General features: G+C 69.4%; 14 protein-coding genes and 2 pseudogenes. 2 read left to right on the top strand and 14 right to left on the bottom strand.

Going from position 1 to position 20,424, the window contains the following annotated elements; genetic code table 11:
* Positions 1-40: 40 nt before the first annotated feature.
* The 12 genes and pseudogenes from C5N14_RS29220 to C5N14_RS29165 all read right to left on the bottom strand — a co-directional run bounded on the left by C5N14_RS29220 (position 41) and on the right by C5N14_RS29165 (position 15,728).
* Positions 41-985, bottom strand: a complete 945-nt coding sequence (locus C5N14_RS29220; RefSeq protein ID WP_243640186.1) for a hypothetical protein — start codon at positions 983-985, stop codon at positions 41-43.
* Positions 986-1,014: 29 nt separating this feature from the next.
* On the bottom strand, positions 1,015-2,220 hold the full coding sequence (locus C5N14_RS29215; RefSeq protein WP_117672796.1) for an MFS transporter: 1,206 nt from the start codon (positions 2,218-2,220) through the stop codon (positions 1,015-1,017).
* Positions 2,220-3,953, bottom strand: a complete 1,734-nt coding sequence (locus C5N14_RS32480) for a discoidin domain-containing protein (protein ID WP_165878278.1) — start codon at positions 3,951-3,953, stop codon at positions 2,220-2,222. Before C5N14_RS32480 ends, C5N14_RS29215 begins: the two co-directional genes overlap by 1 nt.
* 386 nt (positions 3,954-4,339) lie before the next feature.
* A complete protein-coding gene (locus tag C5N14_RS33590; protein WP_371685931.1) occupies positions 4,340-5,701 on the bottom strand; it encodes a cellulase family glycosylhydrolase in 1,362 nt (453 codons plus the stop codon).
* A gap of 39 nt (positions 5,702-5,740) precedes the next feature.
* Positions 5,741-6,214, bottom strand: a pseudogene (locus C5N14_RS34350) (CBM35 domain-containing protein); the annotation flags it as partial.
* A gap of 99 nt (positions 6,215-6,313) precedes the next feature.
* Positions 6,314-8,545, bottom strand: coding sequence for a PQQ-dependent sugar dehydrogenase (locus tag C5N14_RS29195; protein ID WP_207892918.1), 2,232 nt, complete (start codon positions 8,543-8,545; stop codon positions 6,314-6,316).
* Positions 8,546-8,882: 337 nt separating this feature from the next.
* On the bottom strand, positions 8,883-9,857 hold the full coding sequence (locus C5N14_RS29190) for an N-acetylglucosamine kinase (RefSeq protein WP_117672830.1): 975 nt from the start codon (positions 9,855-9,857) through the stop codon (positions 8,883-8,885).
* On the bottom strand, positions 9,854-11,107 hold the full coding sequence (locus C5N14_RS29185; RefSeq protein WP_117672792.1) for a 6-phospho-beta-glucosidase: 1,254 nt from the start codon (positions 11,105-11,107) through the stop codon (positions 9,854-9,856). Before C5N14_RS29185 ends, C5N14_RS29190 begins: the two co-directional genes overlap by 4 nt.
* A gap of 9 nt (positions 11,108-11,116) precedes the next feature.
* On the bottom strand, positions 11,117-11,965 hold the full coding sequence (locus tag C5N14_RS29180) for a carbohydrate ABC transporter permease (RefSeq protein ID WP_117672790.1): 849 nt from the start codon (positions 11,963-11,965) through the stop codon (positions 11,117-11,119).
* Positions 11,962-12,912 carry a carbohydrate ABC transporter permease gene (locus tag C5N14_RS29175; protein WP_117672788.1) on the bottom strand — a complete coding sequence of 317 codons (951 nt, stop codon included), beginning with the start codon at positions 12,910-12,912 and terminating at the stop codon, positions 11,962-11,964. Before C5N14_RS29175 ends, C5N14_RS29180 begins: the two co-directional genes overlap by 4 nt.
* A 5-nt stretch (positions 12,913-12,917) precedes the next feature.
* Positions 12,918-14,243, bottom strand: a complete 1,326-nt coding sequence (locus C5N14_RS29170) for an ABC transporter substrate-binding protein (protein ID WP_165878277.1) — start codon at positions 14,241-14,243, stop codon at positions 12,918-12,920.
* Positions 14,244-14,390: 147 nt separating this feature from the next.
* On the bottom strand, positions 14,391-15,728 hold the full coding sequence (locus C5N14_RS29165) for an ROK family transcriptional regulator (RefSeq protein WP_243640184.1): 1,338 nt from the start codon (positions 15,726-15,728) through the stop codon (positions 14,391-14,393).
* A gap of 137 nt (positions 15,729-15,865) precedes the next feature.
* Here C5N14_RS29165 and C5N14_RS29160 point away from each other — a divergent pair, with 137 nt between their 5' ends.
* Together C5N14_RS29160 and C5N14_RS29155 are read left to right on the top strand one after the other, a co-directional pair.
* Positions 15,866-17,581: a glycosyl hydrolase family 8 gene (locus tag C5N14_RS29160; RefSeq protein WP_207892917.1), complete on the top strand. Its 1,716-nt coding sequence runs from the start codon at positions 15,866-15,868 to the stop codon at positions 17,579-17,581.
* 151 nt (positions 17,582-17,732) lie between these two features.
* Positions 17,733-18,436 (top strand): annotated as a pseudogene (locus C5N14_RS29155) (IS6 family transposase).
* 81 nt (positions 18,437-18,517) lie between these two features.
* Here C5N14_RS29155 and C5N14_RS29150 read toward each other — a convergent pair.
* Together C5N14_RS29150 and C5N14_RS29145 are read right to left on the bottom strand one after the other, a co-directional pair.
* Positions 18,518-19,180, bottom strand: a complete 663-nt coding sequence (locus C5N14_RS29150) for a response regulator transcription factor (RefSeq protein WP_117672782.1) — start codon at positions 19,178-19,180, stop codon at positions 18,518-18,520.
* Positions 19,177-20,394, bottom strand: coding sequence for a histidine kinase (locus C5N14_RS29145; RefSeq protein WP_165878275.1), 1,218 nt, complete (start codon positions 20,392-20,394; stop codon positions 19,177-19,179). Before C5N14_RS29145 ends, C5N14_RS29150 begins: the two co-directional genes overlap by 4 nt.
* Between the last annotated feature and the right edge of the window lie 30 nt (positions 20,395-20,424).

Genomic DNA, 20,424 nt, shown 5'->3' with positions numbered 1-20,424 from the left:
CCGATCGATGAGGCGGGGATCGGGGCGAGGCGGTAGGGGCCTACGGCCCGTCGACGCGGATCGGCATGCTGGGTGAGGACGCGGCGGGAATGAGCAGCCGGGGGCTTCCTGAGCCGTCGGCGGGAACGGCCCAGATGTCCGAGCCGCCCGCTGCGCCGGGTCTCGCGTAGGCGACCTCGCTGTCGGACAGCCACTGCGCTTGGTCGTCAACGCTGGCGGTCTCCGCCAGCGGGGTCTCGCGCATCGTGACCAGGTCCAGCACGTGCAGCCGCCATGGCTCGGCGGCCGACGGCGAGACCCGCTTCTTGAACGCGAGCCGGGTCCCGTCCGGCGAGAGCGACGGGCATTCCACATTGTCCCGCAGCGTCCGCGCCTCCCACTTGGCGTAGTCACCTTCGACCAGGTAGGTCCGGCCCTGCGTGGAGACCGCCGCGTAAAAGCGGTTGTCGTCGGCGGCAAACGTGACGCCCCAGAAGTTCACGTCCGCGGCGTGGTGACGCCTGCCGTCGATGTAGAGCGGGATCGTCTCGATGTTGACGATCGGATAGCCGGTCCTGGTGTCGAGGATCCCGGTCCAGGTGGAGAAGCCGGTGGCGTTGTAGGACTCGCCGGTGACGAAGACCGTCCAGGCCACCATCCTGCCGCTGGGCGAGACCCTGGCCCGGCTCGGGACGCCTGCGAGGTTGAGGCGGTTCGTCTCGCGCAGCTCGCTGTCGAGAATCAGCGCGCTCGTCCGGGGCAGGCCGCCGCGCACCTCGGCCACCAGGCAGACCGCCGTCCCGCCGGAGGAGTGGAAACGCCGGCAGTTCAGATCGCCGACGGTGCGGGCTGCGCCCGGGTCGTCCGACGGCACGGCCGCGACCCGGCCGCCTGCGTCGAGAAACAGCAACTGCCCCGAGCGGGTGGTGTCGAGAGCCGCGCCGGCCGGCGACGGATCGGCCGCGGCCAGCACGGCATAGGTGATCGCGATCGCGGCGAGCGCCACAATCGACGCGGCGAGGACCAGGGCACGTTTCACAGGATCACCTTCCGGGCGGCGAGTAGGGAGAGCGCGAGCCCGCCCGCCATCACGAGCAGGCCTGTCCGGGCGTCCCAGGCGGTCCAGAGCGCGCCGAAGGCGACCGACGAACCCAGCCGCGCGAGCGCCTGCGCGGTCTGGAGCACGGCCATCCCGCTGGTACACAGGGCCTCGGGCAGCAACGGTCCGGCGGCGGACATCAGGACGCCGTCCGTGGCCGCGTAGAACGTGCCGTGGAGCACGAGGACCGCGATCAGCAGCGCGATGCCGGTTGCCGCACCCGCGAGCAGCAGGTAGGCGGCGAGGAGGGCGACGTGCCCGCCGAGGAAGACCCCGACGCGGCCCCGCCGGTCGGCCAGGCGCCCGAGCGGCACGGCGAGCAGCAGGTACACCGCGGCCGTGCCGAGCGGCAGCAGCGGGAACAGGCCGGGCGTCATCGCGAGCTGCTTCTGCAGCAGCAGGTAGACGAAGAAGTCGCTGACCGTCACCAGGCTGAGCAGGACGGTGACGGCGCAGATCCGCCGGAACGCGGGGTCGCCGGCGATGGCGCGCACGGCCGTCCCGATCCGCGGTGGCTCGGCCGCGAGGGTGGTGCGCGGGTCGCGGACGTAGAGCGCGAGCAGCACCAGCCCGAGCGCCGCGACGCAGAAGGAGGTCATGAATACGGCGTCGTAGGACCCGCCGGTGGCGGCGAGCACCCCGAACGCGGCGAGCGGGCCGAGGAAGGCCCCGAGCGTGTCCATGGCCCGGTGCACGCCGAACGCCTGCCCCAGCCGGTCCGGTGGGGTGGACAACGAGATCATCGCGTCCCGCGGGGCCGTCCGCAGTCCCTTGCCGGCCCGGTCCGCGGTGATCACGGCGCCGAGGGCGCCGACCGAGGTCCCGGCCAGCAGCAGACCGAGTTTGGCCAGGGCGGAGATGCCGTAGCCGCTCGCGGCGACGAGTTTGCGGTGGCGCCAGCGGTCGGAGGCGTGCGCGCCGGCGAGGCGGACCAGTGCGGTCACCCCGAAGTGGAGGCCGTCGAGCACGCCGACCTGCAACGGGTTGAGCCCGAGCGCGAGCACGAGGTAGAGCGGCAGGACGGCGGTGACCATCTCGGCGGAGATGTCGGTGACCATGCTGACCATGCCGAGGGCGAGGACGTTCGCCGGGACGGAGCGCAGCAGCGCCCGTCCCGGCGGACGGTTGGCGGTGATGTACATCAGTGGCAGGTATAGGTCGGGCTCGTGTCCTTGACCGCGCCGTCGGTCCCGATCAGCTGCGAGGAGAAGGTGCTGTCGGTGAACGTCAGCTTGATGACGCCGTACGTCCCGGACAGCCGCTTGAGGCTGTTGGGCTGCACGTTGACGATCGGGTAGGGCGGCGCGCCGGCCATCCCGCCGAGCAGTTCGACGATGCCGTTCGGGTCGGCGTCGCCGTCGGGGTCCTGCGGGCCGAACCGCTCGTAGTGGTGGTCGTGGCCGTTGAGGACCAGGTCCGCGCCCTCGTTGTAGAGCATCTGCCAGATCGGCCTGCTCACCGGGTCGTTGCCGTGGTCGCCAGAGCTGTATAGCGGGTGGTGCCAGGACGCGGCGATGCAGCCCTTGGTGTTCGCGGCGAGGTCGGCCTGCAGCCAGGAGATCTGCGCGTCGTCGTCGAAGCTGTTGGAGTTGAGGACGATGAAGTGCCAGTTGCCGTGGTTGAAGCTGTAGTAGCTCTTGCCCTGCGGGTAGGCGATCGACCCGAAGTAGGACTTGTAGCCGGCGTACTCACCGGCCGGGTCGTACGTCTCGTGGTTGCCCGGCGCGGGCCGGATCTTCGACTTGAACTTGCCCCAGGTCTTGTCGAAGTAGTTCCGGAAGTCCGACAGGCGGGCGTCGTCGTACTGGTTGTCGCCCATGGTGATGACGAACTCGGGGTTCATGGCCGTGACGAGCGCGGCCGTCTTCGGGTGCTGGCAGGAGCTGGAGCTCGCGGTGCACTGGTCGGCGATGTCACCTGCGGCGGCGACCGTGAAGGTGGTCCCACCGGTCGGGCTGGGCGACGGCGTGGGCGAGGCGGTCGGTGCCGTGCCCAGGGTGAGCTTGTCCATGTTGGGGCCGCCGGTCGCCGTGGTGGCGGTCGCCCGGATCGTGTTGGCGCCGGCCTGGAGTGGCACGTTGATCGTCTGGTCGGTCCAGGTGCTCCAGCTACCGGTGGGGTTGAAGACGAGCCCGGACGTCACGGTGACGCCGTTGACCGCGATGCTCAGCGGCCGTCCCGCGGTGGTGCCGTTGGCGTAGCGGAAGGTGCCCGGCCGGCTGCCCGCCGCGGCCGCGGTCACGGTCCATTCGATGTAGCCACCGACGACGTCGGTGTAGTCGACGAACCCGGTCCCGGTGTATCCGGCATGGTTGCTGAAGACGGCAGCCTGGGAGAGCGTGGCGTTCTCGGCCTGGTGGTCGGCGCCACCGGGGTCAGGGGTGCCGTCCGGGCCGTAGACCTCCAGTTCCCAGAGCGAGTAGCCGTAGGACGTGCCGCGGGCGGTGCCGTAGACGCGCAGGTATCGTCCGTTCGCGCTGAGGCCGGTGTGGTCGTCGGTCCCGCCGTCCGCGCCGGTCACGGTCTTGACGGTGGTCCAGGCGGTCCCGTCCGGCGAGGTCTCCAGCCGGTACGCCGAGCCGTACGCGTCCTCCCAGGTCAGCTTGACCCGGTTGATCGCGACGGACGAGCCGAGGTCGACGCGGAGCCACTGCGGATCCGATCCTTCGACGCTGGCCCAGCGGCTCGTGGCGCTGCCGTCGACGGCGTTCTCCGGACCGTATTCGCTGCTTTCGGTCGACGAGGAGGTGGCGGGCCGGTTGTGGGACAGGAGCACGTCGGCGGCGTCGGCCCGGTCGACGATGACGATCAGTGCCGTAGCCACCAGCATGGTGCTGGCTACAGCGAGGGTGGGTAGCTTTCTCTTCCAGCGCACGGTGTCTCCTTGGGGAGGGGAGTTCAACCGGCCGGGGGCAGTTGTTCACTGAAGCGCGTCACGTCCGAAGGTGTTCCGGAGCCGCGCCAAGCCGCTTGGGAAGAGACTTCCAATTACGTCGTTCGATGTCAAGGGGTTAGGAAAGCAATTTGCCTTTTCGGTCGCGCCCCCGGTCAGCATGGGCTCGGAGCGTTCAGTGGTCACCGCTGTTTGCATCCCCGACGGTTCATGCTGAACCGACGACGCGGCAGGCCCGGTCGGAGGATCTCTCCGACCTGGCCTGCCGCGTCGTCGGCGAGGTGCCCCCGGTGTGCCGCATCGGGGTCGTCCGGTGTTCGCCGTGCCGGCCCGTGACGAAAGGTCGGCCACCTCTCGATCAGCAGGGTTCAGCTTGTCGGGAAGTCGTCCGCGGGGGTGCGGATGTGGTCGCGGATCCATACCCCGGCGGGTTTGAGCTTGCTGCTGCCGGTGAACGGGCCGCTGGGGCAGGTTCCGCTCGTGAAGACCGCGCCGGAGCGGGAGTCGTCCGAGTAGTTCCAGTTCACCCAACTGATCTTCTTCGTGGCCATCAGGTCCAGGTACTGCTGTGACCTGGTGAAGTTGTTGGCACCGTCGCCGGACGCGGTCTGCGTGCCGAACTCGGTCACGAACACCGGGAAGGAGTTGGAGCCCGTGCTCAGCGCGTCGAGGTATTCCGAGCCGTGCGAGCCGGCGTAGAAGTGGAACGTGTACATGATGTTGGTGGCGTTGACCGGGTTGTTGCTGATGTCGGACGGGCCGCGGCCGTCGGAGACGCCGAACGACCCCCAGCCGTGGGTGCCGAGCAGGATCACCGAGTCGGCGTCCTGCGCCCGGATGACCGGGATGATCTGCTCGTGGTAGCTCTTCACGGTCGACCAGCTCACGCCGTTGGGCTCGTTCGCCACGTCGTAGAGGATGTTGACCTTGTGCTTGTGCCGCTGGGCGATCTCGGCGAAGAAGGTCTTCGCCCGGCTCAGGTTGGCGTTGGGGTCGCCGGGGCTGAGCTGGTGCCAGTCGACGATCGCGTACATGCCGCGCGCGGTGACCTGCTCGATGATGGAGTGCACTAGGTCGGTGAAGCCCCGCGGGTCGGTCTCGTACCCGCCCTCCTGGATGTACATCGAGATGCGTAGGACGTCCGCGGTCCAGTCGGTGGCCAGCGCCGTCAGCGATGCGCTGTTGACGCACTGGCCGTACCACTGCATGCCGTGCGTGCTCATACCGCGCAGCTGGATGGGCCGGTCGTATTGGTTGCACAGCTTCAGCCCGCAGACGTGCAGTTGGCCGTTGACGCCGACTGGTGTGCCGCCGGGCGGGGGCGACGTGCTCGGTGTCGGTGACGGCGAGCCCGCGACACCTAAGGTGATCTTGTCGAGGTTCGGGCCGCCGTACGCGGTCGTCGACGTGACTCGGATGATGTTGGCGCCCGCGTTGAGCGTGATGCTGAGGCTGGCGTCGGCCCAGGCGCTCCACGCGCCGGTCGGGTTGAACGCGAGGCCGGCGTTGACGACCGTGCCGTTGACGGTGACCGACATCGGCCGGTTGGCGCTGCTGCCGTTGGCGTGGCGGATGGTCAGGCTGGTGGTGCCCGCGGCAGGTGCCGTTGCGGTCCACTGCACGTAGCTGCCGGTGGCGTTGTCGAGGTTGACGAACCCGGTGCCGGTGTAGCCGGCGTGGTTCGACTCGACCGCGCCCTGGGACACCGTGCCGTCCTCGGCCTGGTGCACCGAGGCCGGTGGCGGTGACGCGGCGACCTCGAAGTCGAGGTAGTCGAGGTTCGCGGAGCCGGTCGCCGTGGTGGCGGTGACCCGGATGGTGTTGCTGCCGGCGTTGACGGCCACGGTGAGGGTCTTGTCGGCCCAGGTGTCCCAGTCGGAGGTGCTGGCGAACGACGGTGCCGCGGCGACGACGGTGCCGTTGACGGCGATGTCGGCGGGCCGGGCGGTGGCGGTGCCGTTGCTGTAGCGGATGGTGATCGTGGCGGTGCCGGCGGCGGGCGCGTTGACCGTCCACTGGGTGTAGCTGCCGGCCACGTTGTCGCCGTTGACGAAACCGGAGCCGGAGTAGCCGAGGTGGTTCGCTTCGGCGAGGCCCTGGCTGATCGTGGCGCTCTCTGCCTCGTAGCGGGTCGGCGCCGCCTGCGCCTGCGTCGCGATGAACAGCGATGCGGCCACGAGCAGGCCGACGCCGCCGGCCGCGACGAGCCGTCGGCGGGGTGTGGCGGATCGTTGGAGTCGCATACTCTGTCCCCTCCTGTGGCCGCGCACGCTCCCGGCCGTCGACGGTGAGGGTGCGCTCCGCACGGATCGGATCAGGGACCCGTGCGGCGCGGCACTTCGCTAGCTGATGGTGATGCGCAGGGTGCGGTCGGCGCCGTTCGCGGCCCCGCCGTTGTTGTCGCAGTTGGTGGTGCTGAGCCAGAGCTGGTCGAAGCCGGGCACCCTAGTGACCGTGCGTAGGCGTCCGTACGTGCCCGTGTAGTACGCCGTCGGAGTGCCCGTGGTCTCGCCGCTGAGTAGCGGGATGCGCCACATCCGCTCGCCGCGCAGCGTCGCCATGTAGACGACGTCGCGGACGATCGCGATACCGCTGGGCGAGGCGGTCGACACCGACCACTGTCGCTTCGGGTTCTCCATGCCCGCGACGCCGCATGTGCCCTCGCAGGTCGGCCAGCCGTAGTTCTTGCCCGGCTTGATGAGGTTGAGTTCGTCGTACATGCTGTTGCCGAACTCGGCCTCCCAGAGCCGGCCCTGCGAGTCGAACGCCAGGCCCTGCGGGTTGCGGTGGCCGTAGCTGTAGACCCGGGTACCGAACGGGTTGCCCGGCGCCGCGGCACCGGTCGTCGTGATTCGCAGGATCTTGCCGTTGAGCGAGTTGAGGTCCTGGGCCCGGCTGCTGGTCTGCCCGTCACCGGTGGAGACGTAGAGGTACCCGTCCGGCCCGAAGGCCAGGCGGCCACCGTTGTGGTAGCGGTTCTTGGCGATCCCGGAAAGGATCGTGGTGTACCCGGTCAGGGTGCTGCCGTCGTAGGTCATCCGGGCGACCCGGTTGCCTTCCGACGCGGTGTGCATGAAGTAGACGTAGTGGTTGGACGCCCAGCCGGGGTCCACAGCGACGCCGAGCAGGCCTCCCTCACCGTCGGTGGTGACGACGTTCGGGACGGTCCCGACCTGGGTACGCACACCGGACAGCGTCGCCTTGAAGACCTTGAACTGGCCGGAGGTGACCTTGTCGTCCCGCTCGGTGACGAGGGCGGTCTGCCCGTCGGGCATGAAGTCCGTGCCCCAGGGGATCGTCCAGCCGGTGGAGATCTGTGTGATCCCTGACGGCACGCCGCCGCTGCAGGTCGCGGTCGTGAAAGACACCGTGTTGCTCTGCCCGGACGTGTTGCCTGCGCCGTCTCGGGCGACGACGTTCAGCCCGTACGCCGTGTTGCAGGCAAGCCCGGTGACGGAGGTGGTCGCCGCCGGGGGCGTGCCGCTGACCGACTTGACGACGGTCGTCCCGGTGCGCACGTCGTACGCGGTGACCCCGACGTTGTCCGTGGACGCCGTCCAGGTGAGCGTGACGCTGCTGCCGCTCAGATTCGAGTAGGCCAGGTTCGCCGGGGCGGTCGGCGCCTGGGTGTCGGAACTGGCCAGGGTGGAGCAGATCGCCTGCGCGCTGGACAGCGAGATGTTGCCGGCCGCGTCCCGGGCGAACACCGACAGGCGGTACTCCGTGTTCGGCGAGAGGCCGGTCAGGTTCCGCGAGGTGCCCGTGCCCGTCGTCTGACTCAGCAGGTTGCCGTCGTGGTAGATGTCGTATCCCGCCACCCCGACGTCGTCGGTGGACGCGCCCCAGTTCAGCGTCATGCTGCTGGAGGTGACGGCGGAACAGCTCGGGGCGCCCGGTGTGCTGGGCGCCTGCGAGTCGCTCTGCCCGGTGACGCGCAGCCGGTCGATGTTGCTCAGGCCGAGCGCGCCGGTGGCGGTCAGCCGCACGGTGTTGACTCCCGCGGCCAGCGTCGTGCTGACCGTGACGTCCGCCCAGTCGGTCCAGGCGGTGGTCGCCGGGAACGGCTGGTTGCCGACGAGGTTGCCGTTGACCGCGATGTCTCCCGGCCGGTTCGCCCCGCCGGAGTTGGCGTAGCGGAACGCCAGCTGCGCGGTGCCCGCGGCGGCCGCGGTCACCGTCCACTCCACGTACGCCCCCGCCGCGTTGGTCGTGTTGACGAAGCCGGTGCCGGTGTAACCGGTGTGGTTCGACTCGACCGCGCCCTGAGCGATGACGGCGTTCTCCGCCTGGTAGTCGGTGAAGGCCGGCGCTCCGGCGACCTCGAATTCAAGGTAGTCGAGGTTGGCGGTGCCGGCTGCCGAGGTGGAGGTGACTCGGACGGTGTTGCTGCCGACCACGTTGTCCGTGTTGGCGAAGCCGGTCCCGGAGAAGTTGAGGTGGTTGGACTCGGCGAGGCCCTGACCGATGGTGGCGCTCTCGGCCTCGTAGCGGATGGGTGCGGCATGGGCGGGAGTCGCCATGAGGGCCGACCCGACGATGAGGAATTCCGTGCCGAGCGCGGCGATGAGTCTCATGCCCGCTCTGGTTCGTACCATTGCGTGCCTTTCTCCCGAAGTGAAAGATAGTCAAACTGACTTACAGTTGCTGATGCTACGGCCGGCCATGCATACCGGTCAATATTCGAGTGCCGCGATGCGGGGCAGCGTCAGCCCGGGTGATCGACACTCGGAGGATCACGTGGCCGATCCGGGCGAAGTATGGCGCCGACGATGACCTGATGAAGGCTGTGCCTCGACATCGGTGGTCCGCAACGCGCCGAAGCCCGCAAGGGGCATGGCGGCGGATAGGCGCGGGTGGGCACGCCGGGGCCCGTCTCTGCTCGACGGGCCCCGGGAAGGCGTGGACAGCCGGTTAGACGGCGGTCCTTAGCGCGGACTTCGCGTCCATCGTGGCACCCAGGGCGTCGAGGCCGGCCAGGGCGGCGCCGACGACCGGAGCCTGCGCCGACACCACCACCTCGGCGCGGGGCAGCGCGGCCGGCATTCCCTCCACGATCGACTGGTGCAGCAGCGGATGCCGGGCGGCGAGCACGCCCCCGCCCAGCACGAGAGCCAGCCGTTCCTCGCGCATGCCCAGCCGCTCGGCGGCGACTCGGGCCAGGGACAGCACCTCCGTTGCCTGTTTGGCCACGATGCGACGCGCCACCTGGTCCCCGCCGGTCGCGACGGCGAACAGGACCGGGGTGAGCTCGCCGATGCGGGCGGGGGCGACCTCGCCGAGGTGCACGGCGATGCCGAGGTCTTCGACCGTGGCCACCCGGAAGTGGTCGATGACCGCCTCGGTCAGCCGGGTGGCCGGCCCGCGGCCGTCCTCACCGCGTGCCGCGTGCCACAGCGCCAGGGAGGCCAGGTGGTGCCCGCCGCCCCAGTCTCCGGTGAGCATCCCGAGGGCGGGGAACCGTGCGGTTCGCCCGTCGGCGTCGCGGCCGACGCAGTTGATCCCGGCACCGCACACGACCGTGATCGCGCGTTCGGCGTCGGTGCCGGCGCGCATCAGAGCGAAGGTGTCGTTGTCGACCCGGTTGTGGTGTGCCCACCCGGCCGCGGTCACTGCCTCGGTCAGGATCCGCACCTCGGTGGGCAGGTCCGCGCCGGCGAGGTAGACCTCGGCCCGGTCGAACACTGCGGCCGTGCCGAGCCCCGCGTGCTGCTTGGCCTGCGCGATGAGCCGGCCGAGCAGGCCGATGGTGTCGGGCACGCCGATCAGGTGCGGCGAGGACGCCGGTCCCCGGGCGCGCCCGAGCACGGCTCCGGCGCCGGTGGCGATGATGACGTCGGTCTTGGAGTTGCCCCCGTCGACCGCGACCACGGTCCTTTCGCCGATCATGCGGCCCACCTCAGGTGCGCGGCGTTCGTGGCGAGAAGCCGGTCGGTGAGGCTCTCGGCGAGGTCGTGCTGGCCGACCAGCGGGTGTGCCAGCAGCGCCTGGTAGACCCGCTGCCGTCCACCGGCCACGGCGGCGTGCACGGCCAGCTCCTCGTACCCGCTGACGTGGGAGATGAGGCCGGAGATGTGGGGGCCGACGGCCCGGACCGGCAGCGGCGCCACGCCGTCGGCGTCGACCCGGCAGCTGACCTCGATGACGGCGTCGTCGGGCAGGAACGGCAGGGTTGCGTTGTTGCGCACGTTGACCGGGTGTGTGGCGCCGTCGCCGCTGCGCAGCGAGCCGATGAGCCCGACGGCGGCCTCGGAGTAGTACGCGCCGCCGCGCTTGGCGAGCAGGTCGGGTTTGGTGTCGCGGGTGGGGTCGGCGTACATGGACAGCAGGGCACCTTCCAGTTTGGCGACCTGCTCGCCCCGGGTCGGTGCGCCGCGTTCCTGTTCGACGACCTGGTCGTGGGCGTAGAAGTAGCGCAGGTAGTACGACGGCACCGCGCCGAGTGTGGCCAGGATCGCCGGTGGCAGGTTCACCTCGCCTGCGATCTCGTCCAGGTGCGCCGACAGCAGCTCGGGCAACCGGTCGACGCCGTCGACGTGGACGCCGCGTTCCCAGGTCAGGTGGTTTAGTCCGACGTGGTCGAGGGTCACCTGCCCGGGTGCCACGCCGAGCAGCGCGGCGAAGCGCCGCTGGAAGCCGATGGCGACGTTGCACAAGCCGACGGCCCGGTGCCCGGCGTCGAGCAGGGCGCGGGTGACGATGCCGGTCGGGTTGGTGAAGTTGACGATCCACGCTCCGGGTGCGGCGTGGCGGCGTGCGCGTTCGGCGACGTCGAGCACGACGGGAACGGTGCGCAGGGCCTTGGCGAGACCGCCTGCTCCGGTGGTCTCCTGCCCGACGCAGCCGCATTCGAGCGGGAACGTCTCGTCGCTGATCCGCGCGCGCTGCCCGCCGACCCGCAGTTGGATGATGACGACGTCGGCGCCGGTGAGCCCGGTGTCGAGGTCGGTGGTCCAGGTGATCCGCCCGGGGTGTCCGTGGCGGCGGAAGATCCGCTGCGCGAACCCGCCGACGATCGGCAGCCGGTCGGCTGCCGGATCGATCAGCGCTATCTCGGTGACGGCCGCGTCGAGGCGGGCGAACCCGTCTATCAGCTCGGGGGTGTAGGTCGAACCTCCGCCGACCACAGCGATCTTCATGGTGTGTTGCTATCCTTTCACGCCGGTCAGCGTGACACCCTGGACGAACGCCTTCTGGGCGAAGAAGAACAGGACGATGACCGGGACCATGGTGAGCAGGGTCGCCGCGCTGACGAGATGCCATTCGACGTGGTGCAGCGACCGGAACGAGGCGAGGCCCAGCGAGATGGTCCAGGCGTCCTGGTTCTCGCTGGTGTAGAGGAACGGGCCGTAGTAGTCGTTCCAGGCGTAGAAGAACTGGAACATGGCCGCGGCGGCGATGCCGGGCCTGGCCATGGGCAGGATGACGCGCAGCAGCGTGCGCCACTCGCCGCAGCCGTCGATGCGGGCCGCGTCGAGGTACTCGTCGGGGATGGTGACCAGGAACTGGCGCAGCAGGAAGATGGAGAACGCGTCTCCGGCCAGCATCGGCAGGATGAGCGGCCACAGCGTGCCGGTGAGTCCGGTGTTGGCCCACATCATGTAGAGCGGGACCGTGGTGACCTGCGGCGGCAGCATCATCATGCAGATGATCAGGACCATCGTCGCGTTGCGGCCGCGCCACCGCAGCTTGGCCAGCGCGTATGCCGCCGGCACGCTGGCCAGCAGCATGAACCCGGTGGCCAGGATCGCGTAGAGGAACGTGTTGCCGATGAACCGCAGCAGCGGCGTCTTCCGGAACGCCTCGACGTAGTTCTCCGGGTGCCAGCTCTGCGGCCACATGTTCGCGGTCAGCGTCTGGTCGCTGGTCATGAACGAGGTGAGCAGCAGGAAGACGATCGGGGCGAGGAACATGATGGCCATCGCGATGCCGATCGCGTGGCGGGCGACGAAGCCGAGCATGTGGTGTCCGCGGCCGCTGGGTATGGACTGGGTCATGAGTCGCCTCCGCTGAACGTCTTGAACCGCCGCAGCAGGATGATCGTGGCGGTCATCGACACCACGAACAGGATGACCGCCATGACGTTCGCGGCCCCGAACAGGTTGTTGCCGAAGCCGATGGAGTAGAGCCGCATCGGGTAGGTCAGCGTCGAGTTCTCGGGGTAGCCGAACGTGCCGGCAATGCCGCTGCCCGAGGTGACCTGGCCGGAGGCGACGCTGCCGGCGACCGCGGCCTGGGTGAAGTAGTTGAACGTGCCGATGACGCCGGTGATGGTCGCGAACAGCAGCACCGGCGAGATGGTGGGCAGGGTGACGTAGCGGAACCGGTGCCAGCGGCCCGCGCCGTCCAGCGACGCGGCCTCGTAGAGGGCCTGCGGCACGTCGAGCAGCGCCGCGACGAAAATGATCATCAGGTCGCCGACGCCCCACAGGGCTAGCAGGGTCAGCGACGCCTTTGCCCAGTCGGGGTCGTTGAACCAGCCCGGCCCTTCGAGGCCAAACTGCGCCAGCAGCGTGTTGACCGGCCCGGTGCCTGGCTTGAGCAGCAGCACGAACGCGATGGTGGCGGTGACCGGGGGCGCGAGAGCGGGCAGGTAGTACAGCGTGCGGTAGATGCTGCGGGATCGCTTCATCGCATTGAGCAGCATGGCGGTGAGCAACGCGCCGACCGTCCGGGCGGGGACCATCAGCAGCACGAACACCAGCGTGTTCTTCGCCGCGATCCGCACCGTCGGGTCGTCGAACAGCACATATTCCCAGAAGTCCAGCCCGACCCAGACCGGCGGGTTGAACATGTCGAAGCGGGTGAAGGAGAAGTAGACCGCAGCGACCAGCGGGTAGACCAGGAAGATCAGGATGCCGATCAGCGCGGGCCCGATGAAGGTGAGGGTGACGAGGGAGCGCCGGACACGGCCGGCGCCCCCCTGGCTGGCTGCGGTCGGCATCGCTGCTAGCCGGCCAGCTTGATCATCTTGTTGACCCGGACGTCGACGTCGGCCAGTCCGGCACTCAGGTCCTTCTGCGTCCCTGACTGCCACCCCTGCAGGAACTCGGAGAAGGTCTCCTGGTAGCCGGGGCCGATCGCGCTGGGCGGGGTGGTGCCCGAGTTCGGGTTGGCGAAGATGTCGAGGAACACCTTGAACGCCGGGTCCGCGGTGAGCCGCGGCGAGGTCAGCGCCGCGGTGGTGGTCGGCACGTTGCGGATGCCGTTGGACAGGTCGACGATGCTGTCGGTCTCCGTGGTCAGGAACTTGATCAGCGCCCAGGCCGCCTCCGGGTTGCGGGCGGTCCGCGAGACGCCGATGACGTTGCCCGAGATGTAGCCCGCGCCCGCGCGTTCGGCCTTGTTGACCGGCAGCGGGGCCACCCCGAACTCGACGTTCGGCGCCTGGTCCTTGAGGAACGCCATCCGCCACTCGCCGTCGACGGCCATCGCGACCTTGCCCTTGTGGAAGGCGTTGTCGGCCGACCACTCGTCACCCAGCGAGGCGCGGAACTTCTCCAGCTTGTCGTAGCCGTACCAGTCGACGAGTTCCTTCTGCCAGGTGAGCAGCTCCTTCCAGGCGGGGTCGGAGCCGATCGCCGAGGTGCCGTCGTCGTTGAGCCACTTCGCGCCGACCATCGGCGCGAAGTGCGACGGGGAGTTCTCGTAGAAGCCGAACAGGGGCAGGAAGCCGGCCCGCTCGATGGTGCCGTCGGCCGAGCGCTTGGTCAGCTTCTTGGCCATTTCGGACAGTTCAGCGAGGGTCTTCGGGGCCTCGGTCAGCCCCGCCTCGGCGAACATTCCCTTGTTGAAGTAGAAGCCGTACGCGTCGGCCAGGAACGGCATCGTGCACCGCTTGCCCCGGAACTCCGTGTAGGAACGGGCGACCTGCGGGATCGCGTTCAGGTCGACGCCGTCGCGCTGCAGGTACGGGTTGAGATCGACCCACGCGCCCGCGGCGCAGAACTTGCCGACGATGTCGGTTGAGTAGCTGATCGCCATGTCCGGACCGGTGCCGGCGCCGATCGCGGTGGTCACCTTGGCGTCGTCCTGCCCGCCCTTGACGGTCAGCGTGACCTTCGGGTACTTCGCCTTGAACTTGGCCAGCGTCTCGTCGAGGGCCTTGGCCTCACGGTCGGTGAAGAAGTGCCACAGTTCGACCGCGCCGGTGGGCTCGACGCCCGAGGTCGCGATCGGCTTCGGCGCCTCGGTAGGGGTGCACGCCGTGACCACTGCCAATGCTGCGGCTATGCCGACCATCATGGTCGTACGCCGGTTCAGCAAGCGTTGCATGAGTGTTCCTCTCCGGTATCAGAAATACGGAGTTGCGGGGTCGCGGGCTCGACCGAGCCCTTCGCCTGGTGCGGCAAGGACGCCGGTCGGGCCACACGGTGGTGCTGATCGGAGGAGCAGGGCTGAGCGCGCCGCGGCAGACGGCGGTCAGCCGGCCTGCATGGCGGTGCGCTGGTTGTCGATCAAGGATTCGCGCACCGCTCGCCATCCGGCTTCGAGCGCGCCGAGCAGTACGGCGTCGTCGGTGACCTCGGTGACGGCGATGGTGATGTCAAGCGGGGTCGTGCCGGGCAGCGCGGCACGGACCCGCTGCGCGAGCGCTTCCCCGCCGGCCTGCGCGACGTCGCCGGCCAGCACGATCAGCGGCGGGTCGAGCACGCCCGCGACGGCGGCCAGACCGAGCGCGATGCGGGCGGCCACCGCGTCGAGGAAGCGTCCGGCCCGAGGGTGGTTCGAGGCGACGGCCACACCGATCGCGGCGCCCGGGGTGGCGGCCGCGATGCCGTGCTCCGCCGCGAGCGCTACAACGGCGGGACCACCGATCAGGCTCTGCAGGTCGGCAGGCGGACAGTCTGAGGGCAGCGACACCGGCACGTAGCCGATCTCGCCTGCGCCGCCGCGTCCCCCGCGTAGCAGCGTGCCACCGAGGTCGATGGCCAAGCCGAGACCGTCACCGATCCAGAAGAGTGTGAAGCCGGCGCCCCCGGCGGCGACCCCGTGCGCACGTTCGGCGATCGCGGCGAGGTTGACGTCGTTCTCGACCTCGACCACGGTGCCCAACCGTGCTGCGATTCGTTCGACGAGACCGGGCCGGTCGAACCCGGGCACGTCGATGTAGTGGATGACCCCGTTCGCCGCGTCATATGAACCCGGCACCCCGAGCTTTACGTGGCGGACCGCGGAAGCGCCGACCCCCGCCCGCTCGATGACCCGGATGACCGTGTCGGTGATCGCGTCGACGGGGTCGAGTGTCGTCAGGTCGATCGAGTCCTCGATCCGGGCGTGCACCACACCACCGGCATCGATCAGCGCCGCGATGAGCGACGGCCCCGGGATCTCGGAAACCTCCCGGATACAGATCGCGACCGCGAACCCCGCCTTCGGATTCGCCGAGTAGATCTCGGCGTTCGGTCCCGGGCCACCCGAGCTACGTCCCACCACCATCGTCAGCCCCGCATCGGTGAGGCTGCGTAGCACGTCCGAGGTTGTCGGCTTGCTCAGCCCGGTGAGCTCCCGCAACTCGCCACGGGTGAGCGGGCCACGGTTCAGCAGGTGGGCCAGGATCGCACTCTCGTTCATGGCGCGCAGCAGCTTCGACGAACCGGCTGGTCGGGTCATCCGCCCTCGCTTGTGTCGATGGAACGTTAGGCAATCAGATTTACTAATGCCGGAGACTAGGGCGACGACTCCGAAGCAGTCAAGAGGTGCGACAGGATCGTTAGGCAATCTTCCTAACCATCTTGTGTGACGGGCGTCTCCTGGCATAAGTTCCCCCCGAGCCCGGGGCCCTGGGCCATCGCGACCGCTCGCCGACGCCCGTCGTGCGGTCACATGTCCGCTCGTATCACCGCGTTCCGCAGCCGCGGCACGCACCGCGACCCTCCACAGGGAGTCCCGCAATGATGCGCAGAACAGCCTGGCCCGGACGGGCCCGCCCCATGCTCGCGGCCGCCGCCGTAGCCACCGCCGGCACACTTCTCGGCGGGCTCGTCCTCGCCACGTCCGCCGAGGCCGCCACCAACCTGGCTCTGGGCCGCACCACCGCCGTCTCCTCCACCGAAACCTCCTCGCTCGGCGGCGCCGAGGCCGTCGACGGCTCGACCTCGACCCGCTGGGCCAGCGCCGAGGGCAGCGACCCGCAGTGGATCCGCATCGACCTGGGCAGCACCCAGCAGATCGGACAGGTGACACTGCGCTGGGAGGCCGCCTACGGCAAGGCATACCGCATCGAGGTCTCGCCCGACGCAAGCACCTGGACCACGATCTACTCCACCACCAGCGGCAACGGCGGTACCGACGACCTCACCGGACTCACCGCCAGCGGGCGCTACATCCGGATGTACGGCACCGCCCGCGGCACCACGTACGGCTACTCGCTGTACGAGTTCGAGGTCTACGCGCCGACGGGCACGCCGTCGCCGTCCGCCTCGCCGACCCCCTCCCCGACTTCCTCTCCCCCGCCCGGCGGAGTCGCCGTGCCGTTCGGCTCGCACCTGCGGCCGTACGCCGCGGGCACTCTCAAGCTGTCCGGCGCCGCGGCCACGCACGACCAGACCGTGATCAGCTACTACAACACCTGGAAGAACGCGTTCATCAAGCAGAACTGCGGCAACGGCTGGTACGAGGTCTACTCCCCCGACGCCGACCACCCATACGTCGCCGAGGCGCAGGGCTACGGCATGGTCATCACCGCGCTGATGGCCGGCGCCGACCCCAACGCAAAGACGCAGTTCGACGGCCTGCTCAAATACGTGCTGGCGCACCCGTCGGTCAACAACCCGAACCTGCACGCCGCCGAGCAGAACACCTCCTGCACCTCGGTCAACGGTTCCGACTCCGCCACCGACGGCGACCTGGAGATCGCGTACGGGCTGCTGCTGGCCGACAAGCAGTGGGGCAGCACCGGCGCCTACAACTACAAGTCGCTCGCCGTCACCCGGATCAACGCGATCAAGGCCAGCGAGATCAACGCCACCACCAAGCTGACCCTGCTCGGCGACTGGAGCAGCGCCGGGGACTCGTACTACTACCTCAGCCGCACCTCGGACTGGATGCCCGGCCACTTCCGCGCCTACCGGAAGGCGACAGGCGACACCGCCTGGGACACCATCCTGGCCAAGCACCAGTCCGTCACCGCGGCGCTGCAGAGCGGCTACGCCCCCAACACCGGTCTGCTGCCCGACTTCGTGATCAACACGAACACCACGCCGAAGCCCGCCACCGGGCAGGTGCTGGAGGACCCCAACGACGGCAAGTACTGGTGGAACGCCTGCCGCGACCCGTGGCGGATCGGGGCCGACGCGGTCACCAGCGGCGACGCGCAGTCGCTGGCCGCGGCCCGCAAGCTGAACACCTGGGTCAAGGCCAAGACCGGCGGCAACCCGTCGAACATCGCCGTCGGCTACTCCCTCGACGGCACCGCGCTCAGCTCGGGCTCCGAGGCGGCGTTCTTCGCGCCGTTCGCGGTGACCGCGATGACCGACCCGGGCAGCCAGGCCTGGCTCGACGCACTCTGGAACAAGATCAAGTCGACGGTGCTGGACACCTCGGGCTACTACTCGGCGAGCCTGCAGCTGCAGACGATGATCGTGGTCTCCGGCAACTTCTGGACCCCGTGACACCGCCCGCACAGTGACCGGCCGCGGGCGGCCCCTTGATGACCGAAGACCGCCCGCGGCAACCTGTCCGTCTCGTGGCTCTGTTGCATTAGGTGCAAGCATGATCGACTACCGCGTTTGATCGGTGTGGTCTGCTTGGCCGGTGAGGTCGCTGTCTCGTGTCCGGTCCTGGTCCCCGCCCGCGTCGGCGTTCGCGGGGTTCCGGTTCCCGCCCGAGGTGATCGTTCTCGCGGTGCGCTGGTACCTACGGTTCAACCTCTCCTACCGCGATGTGGAGGACCTGCTGGTCGAACGCGGTGTGGAGGTGGATCACGTCACCGTCTACCGGTGGGTGCAGCGGTTTACCCCGCTGCTGGCCGACGCTGCCCGATTCCACCGCCAGGCGACCGGTGGTTCGTCGATGAGACCTATGTAAAGGTCAACGGGGTCTGGCGGTACGTCTACCGGGCGATCGACCAGCACGGGCAGGTCATCGACGTGCTTGTCTCAGCCCGTCGGGACGCCGCCGCAGCCCGCTGGTTCTTTCAGTACGCGATGCGGATGTTGAAGGTCGCGCCCAGTGAGGTGGTCACCGACGCCGCCCCCGTCTACCCCGGCGTGCTCGATGAGCTGGTCCCGTCGGCTTGGCACCACGTCGAACGGCACGCCAACAACCCGATCGAGGCCGACCATAGCCAGCTCAAACACCGGCTCAGACCGATGCGCGGGCTCCGCTCCGACCGCACCGCCCAGACGATCATCACCGGGCATGTCTTCGCGCAGAACCTCCGCCGCGGACACTACGAACTCGCCACCGATGATCCATTCGCGACGCGGGTGGCCACCGCATTCACCGAACTGGCCCGAGCGATCTGACCGGTGCCCCCTGACAAGGCTCGGCGTGCCCACCGATCCGACAAACGCAACAGCGCCACTCGGCCTCGTCCGCCTTGGATGTCAGATGCCGGGGCGTATGAGCCGGTGTTCGTAGGCCCAGATGACGGCCTGGACTCGGTCGCGGAGACCAAGTTTCGCCAGGATCCGGCCGACGTGGATCTTCACGGTGCCTTCGGCGAGGAACAGCCGGGCGGCGATCTCGGCGTTGGAGGCGCCGCGCGCGACGTGGAGCAGGACCTCACGTTCTCGGCCGGTGAGTGCTGCCAGCGGGTCCGGGCCGGGTGCCGGCACCGGGAGGTCCGGGGCGACGTGGTCGAGCAGCCGTCGGGTGGTAGACGGTGCGATGACGGCGTCGCCGCGGTGGACGGTGCGGATGGCGGCGAGCATCTCCTCGGCCGGCGCGTCCTTGACGAGGAATCCGCTGGCTCCGGCGCGCAGCGCGGCGAAGGCGTACTCATCGAGGTCGAACGTGGTCAGCACGAGAACCTTGGGCTGGGGGCCGGTCCTGGCCAGCAGTTGCCGGGTCGCGGCGACGCCGTCGACACGGGGCATCCGGATGTCCATGAGCACGACATCGGCGGCGGTGACGGCGAGCCGTGCCAACGCCTGCGCTCCGTCGGCGGCTTCCCCGACGACGGCTATGTCGTCCTGCGCCTGGATTACCATCACGCATCCGGCGCGTACCAGGTCCTGGTCGTCGACCAGGAACACCCGGATCGTCATGCGGATCCTCCATCACTGAACAGGCGGGCGTCGTAGGGCAATCGCGCCGTCACCAGAAATCCTCCACCCAGAGCGGGTTCGGCCGAGATGGAGCCGCCGACTGCGGCGATCCGCTCCCGCATGCCGGTCAGGCCGTGGCCGCTCTCTTGGACGGGGCGGCGCTCTGGACCGCGGTCCCGCACCGTGACGGTCAGGCCGTCCGGGGCCCAGGCGAACTCGACCTCGGCGCGCGCCGTGGGGCCGGCGTGCTTGATGATGTTGGTGAGCGCCTCCTGGACGACGCGGAAGACCGCGAGTTCGGCGACCGGGCTGAGGCGGCGGGTTGTTCCGTGCTCGCGGTGGTGTACGGGCAGCCCCGCGGCGCGTACCCGGTCAAGCAGTTCCGGCAGGTCCCGCAGCGCGGGCTGGGGTTCCTGACCGGGGCCGTCGTCGTTGGTCTCGCCGGAGCGCAGCACGCCCAGCAGCCCGCGCATATCGGCCAGCGCGTGTCGACCGGTTTCCTCGATGGTGGACAGGACGTTGCTGGCCCGGTCCGGATCGCTTCGGGCTGCGTACCGGCCTCCTTTGGCCTGGCTGATGATCACGGACAGCGAATGCGCGATGACATCATGCATCTCGCGGGTGATGCGGGCCCGCTCCTCGCGCACCGCTCGGCGGGCGCGTTCCTCCCGTTCGGCCGCGACATGGCGGGCGCGCTCGCGCAGCACTGCGAGGTAGGCGAGTTGGGTTCGGCGGCGCAGTCCAAGGCTCCATGCGGCGACGACGACGGCGAGCAGTAGGCCTGACACCAGGAAGGGGTCCGGCCGCAGCCCGGCCGCCGTGACGCTGCCGTCGTGTACGAAACGGACGGTCACCAGGACCGCACCGACGACTCCCGCGCCGAGTGCGAGCGCCACCACACGTCGGCTTCCGAAGGCGCATACGGAGTACAGCGCCACCGGAAAGACCAGCGTCGAGGGCAGGACCAGGAACATGCCGGTCACCGCCGTCTGCATAGCAAACGCGGCACATACCACGCCGAACGAGGCCGCCGGCGATACCCGGCGGGCCGCCAGCGCGGCGTGTGCCACGATCAGCGACACCGCAACCAACCAGGCCCTGGTACCGGGCGCAGACACGAAGGCCATGAACACGGACAGCGCGGCGACCGGAGCCCCGATCACGGTCGCGAGCAGAATATCGGTCCGGCCCCGGGTACCCGTCCACTGCCGCATACCAGCAGGGTAGATCTCCACGCCGCCGGC

This window comes from Micromonospora sp. MW-13 (genome assembly GCF_003434305.1).
GTDB lineage: Bacteria > Actinomycetota > Actinomycetes > Mycobacteriales > Micromonosporaceae > Micromonospora.
The sequence above is the reverse complement of the archived record's forward strand: the minus strand, read 5'-3'. Positions and strand labels throughout refer to the sequence as shown.